We start from the raw sequence: 4,090 nt of genomic DNA, 5'->3' as shown, positions 1-4,090 counted from the left end.
GACACCGCCACCCGCGTCGCTCAATCCCGTGCTCATGCTATGGCAACTGAGTAGCTGTTTCTCACCGCTACGGGGTTCGTGACCGACCGCATCTGGCGCGAAGCGGCCGTTCGCCGATATTCCTATCCGGCGTTGGTTGATGTTGCGTGGTGCGCGCGGATCGAGCCTTCTTCAGCGGCGGCGTGGGAGATAGGGCTGCCGATGCGGTTTTGATGGCCACAAGAATCATTAAACGTTGCTCTGATCTGACACGTTTACGAGGTGACCGAGACGGTCACGTCCATGCTTAGAAAATTATCGCTCACGCCAAAGTAGCTGCCGGACACCGGCGTGCACTGGCTAATATCGCGAGCAACAGCAACGGGGATCAGATTGCGGCCACCGACGCTTCGGTTAGTTGGGTCGAAGGTGATCCAGCCCGCACCCGGTACAAACACCTCGGCCCAAGCGTGGGTCGAGCCCGCCTCGGCCGAACCCACGAGGTCGTGATCCGGATCGTGCAAATAGCCCGAGACTAGGCGGGCACCGAAGCCGAGCTTGCGCGCGGCTTCGGTAAACAACACGGCGAAGTCGCGGCACGAGCCCCAGCCGCGGTCAAGAGTATCGTTGGGCGATTGGGTCCCCTCAACTTCACGGCTCTGATACTGGACGCGTTGCGCAACACCGGCGTTGAGGTCCTTGAGCAGAGACAGCGTATCGGTAGGATTGCTTCGTACGAAACCTCTTGCCCATTTCTGCAACCGTTCGGCTGGATCCGGATATTGCGCGACGGTCAATGCACCAAGGTCAGTCCATTCGTCATCGGAGTAGCGGAATGGGTATGAGAGGGCCGATGCCGCGATGTCGAAAACCGGCCAAGCCGCTGCATTGAGCAAAATATCGCTTACGCTGTCGATAACGAGCGTAGAGGCCAAGCCCGAGAACGCGGTCACAGCGACAGCATTGCCGAACACATCATGTGCCCATGTCATCGCGGCGAACGGCGCGATCGACAACACATGTGACATAAGGCGTAATTCGCGACTTTCTCGAGGGCGAAGCATTAAGCGGTGCGGAGCAAGGCTCACCAATTGTCTGAAACGATAGATGGTTTTGTGTTGAATTCGTAGCGCAGTCAAAATCAGCTCCCGCATGTTTTGATACGTCATAGTGAGACGATGTGATCGACGGCCTCGATATTCACGTCAACCGAAAAACCAAACAACCGAGTTTAAGTGTCCGAATAGCCAATCCAGATTGACGCATAGGCTGGCGTCTTTCAAAAGAGGGTAACCGGGGGCTATCGCCAATCCCACTTCGTCTGGGAGCAAGATTGAACCACAAAGCCCGCAATTCGAAGTTCCGCCAACGTCGCACCCGTCGCCTTCTCTCCCGAGCGCCATAACGTGACATTTCATGGCGGCAAGGAGAAGAGCGTGCTCGTCGGTCACGCTGTCTGGCACTTTGATCGCCACAACAACGATACACCAATCTGCTTTGTAATTGATCGAAGCTGGCGACATCAATCCGAGGCTTCGTCGTCACGCACCCGGCGAGCGTCGATGGCGCGCCGGCGAAGAAGGAGTTTAGCGAAAAGGAAGATCGTTTGCTTTCGTATGTTGATTGCTGCGCTTCTAAGCCAGGAAGTTCGCATGCACTTGATCCACTATTCACCTCGGATGACCCCGTAATTCGGTCGGCCCACCCCTTGAATGGCGCATTCCGACATCCATATAACATCCATATAGATGGCCAATGGATGGTAGACCATGACCCCTAATGTCCGTGAACTCAGACCAAAGCCCCCTGAAACCGAAAAAATCACGATCAATCTTGGTTATGTCGACTTGGGTCATATCGATTTAATGGTGCAGGACGGGTTCTACTCCAACCGCACTGATTTCATTCGAACGGCAATCCGCAACCAACTCGAACGTCATGCAGACGTAGTCAAGCAATCCACGGCCCGAAAAAGCCTGGAGCTCGGTTTGCGAAATTACAGCCGCGAGGACCTCGAATCTGCGCGCCGGGCCGGAGAGATGCTGCACATCAATGTTCTGGGCCTTGCAAGCATCGCCCAAGACGTGACGGCCGATCTCGCCCGCGCCACCATTGCCTCAGTCTCCGTGCTGGGGGCCTTGCACGCCAGTCCAGCGGTCAAGGCCGCTCTCGCCGACAGAACGAGGTGAAGACGATGCTGAACCAAAACACAATTTCCAAAGCCACACGGCTGACGCAGGCGGGCCAACTGGTCGAAGCCACCGCGCTCCTTCAGCGCATGCTACGCGGGGAGCGCGCGCTAGACGCGACGTCGCTCACCCCGGGGAGCATCTCCCTTCCAGGCCGCGAGCCACCTACCATCGACGGGAAGGCTAATGACGTCGAGAAGTCCGATAGCGCGCACCTGACGCGGGCCCCATCCGCCGCAACGCGCAGACCCCAGCCGTTATTCGATCGCGCCAAGGATGGCTCCTGGCTCGGAATGCGAGGCGTGAAGCGCACCCCGCCGTCCACGCCGGAAATCGTACCGGAGGGCGCAAAGTTCATCGAAGGCGCCTACAGCAACCCGGCGGGAAGCCGCACCTACAAGCTCTTCGTCCCCAGCGGCTATCAGGGGCAGCCGCTTCCCTTGGTCGTGATGCTTCACGGGTGCACCCAGTCGCCGGACGATTTCGCCGCCGGCACGAGGATGAACTTCATCGCAGAAGAAAAAGCGTGCTTCGTGGTCTATCCTGCACAGCGCAGCGACGCCAACCCGTCGAAATGCTGGAACTGGTTTCGCACAGCCGACCAGCAGCGCGGCGAAGGGGAGCCCTCCATTATCGCGGGCATCACCCGCCAGGTCATGCGCGACTATTCGGTTGATCCAAAGCGCGTCTATGTCGGCGGGCTATCGGCCGGAGCGGCCGCTGCGGCTATCATGGGAGCAACCTACAACGATCTGTATGCGGCGGCCGGGATCCATTCCGGCCTGGCCTGCGGGGCCGCCACTGACATGCCCTCTGCATTTGCCGCCATGCGGCAAGGTGGCGGAGGTGGTCGCAGGGTCATTTCCGGCAACGGGCCGCCTGTCCCGGCAATTATTTTTCACGGTGACCGCGACACCACCGTGCATCCAAACAACGGCGGTCAAGTTCTTGAACAGGCCATCGGTACGACGCGCACGCAAAAAACGGTGCATCGCGGGCAGATACCTGGAGGCCATGAATACACCCGTACGACCCATACCGACGCGGGCGGACGCGAAATCCTAGAGTATTGGAGCATCCACGGCGCCGCCCACGCGTGGTCAGGAGGGAGCCCTGCAGGCTCTTATACGGATCCGCGGGGACCGGATGCAACGAAGGAAATGTTGCGTTTTTTCCTCGGGCATTCGCTTCCTTAGCAACCAGCGGCGGGCGGCCCCTCGGCAATTCTTGATATCGAGATGAAGCTTCATCTGAAGCACTGTGCCAAGGGAACACGGTGGCCAATCGATATTGAGTTTATGAAATAGCTAGGCAGTCCAGACGGCCGCTTATGGCGCGAAGCGGCGATTCGCTAGAGTGCAGATGTTGGCACTTTTCGGACATGGCGCGATGTCTGACTTGAGTCCTCTGTGGATGGCTCCCGCGTTGCAAGAGATAAATTGACGCAGTGGCATTGGTCGGGTGCAGTCTTCTGTCCGGCCTGTTGATGCAGTCGGTTTAGACTGCTGGCCCTGATGGAGTCCGCGAACAAGGTCCCATTCTGTTATTCAGGCTATGATGCCTTAGACTCAAGTTAGGTTGTCCCTGTTCCCGGTCTGACCGGTTTGCCATCACATCGCATCGCGCTCGCAACCTCGTGAAGCTGATCTCCTCTTCAGCTAAATCCGTATAACGTTGTTTATGCGGCCAGTGCCGGCTGGTGGCCCGTACGATAGGTTTCGCCGCGTGCCATGATCGCCCAGATGACCCGCGCGGTCTTGTTCGCCATCGCGACGGTGGCTACCCTTGTGGGCTTTCGCGCCAGCAGATCCGCCAGGCGTGGATCGATCTTGCCGGGATTGTATTTTGCACGGCGTACAAGCGCCGTCATGCCGACAATGAGCAGCTTGCGCAGATACTTGTCGCCCATCTTGCTGATACGA

Annotated in this window: 3 protein-coding genes and 1 pseudogene; 2 read left to right on the top strand and 2 right to left on the bottom strand. The window is 58.3% G+C overall.

The features are described 5' to 3' along the window. Window positions 1-254 precede the first annotated feature (254 nt). Entirely contained in the window at window positions 255-1,118 is an 864-nt protein-coding gene (locus QZ213_RS25520; RefSeq protein WP_291688838.1) for a transglutaminase family protein, read from the bottom strand. Window positions 1,119-1,748: 630 nt separating this feature from the next. Between QZ213_RS25520 and QZ213_RS25515 the strand changes: the two genes are divergently transcribed. Together QZ213_RS25515 and QZ213_RS25510 are read left to right on the top strand one after the other, a co-directional pair. Continuing rightward, the gene (locus QZ213_RS25515) at window positions 1,749-2,168 is read left to right on the top strand and encodes a CopG family transcriptional regulator (protein ID WP_291688837.1); all 420 of its coding nucleotides are present in this window, start codon (window positions 1,749-1,751) and stop codon (window positions 2,166-2,168) included. A 5-nt stretch (window positions 2,169-2,173) separates the two neighbouring features. Continuing rightward, on the top strand, window positions 2,174-3,364 hold the full coding sequence (locus QZ213_RS25510) for a PHB depolymerase family esterase (protein ID WP_291688836.1): 1,191 nt from the start codon (window positions 2,174-2,176) through the stop codon (window positions 3,362-3,364). A gap of 482 nt (window positions 3,365-3,846) precedes the next feature. Here QZ213_RS25510 and QZ213_RS25505 read toward each other — a convergent pair. Further along, window positions 3,847-4,090, bottom strand: a pseudogene (locus QZ213_RS25505) (IS110 family transposase); the annotation flags it as partial.

The organism is Bradyrhizobium sp., from assembly GCF_017881085.1.
In the GTDB taxonomy this organism is placed as follows: domain Bacteria; phylum Pseudomonadota; class Alphaproteobacteria; order Rhizobiales; family Xanthobacteraceae; genus Bradyrhizobium.
The sequence above is the reverse complement of the archived record's forward strand: the minus strand, read 5'-3'. Positions and strand labels throughout refer to the sequence as shown.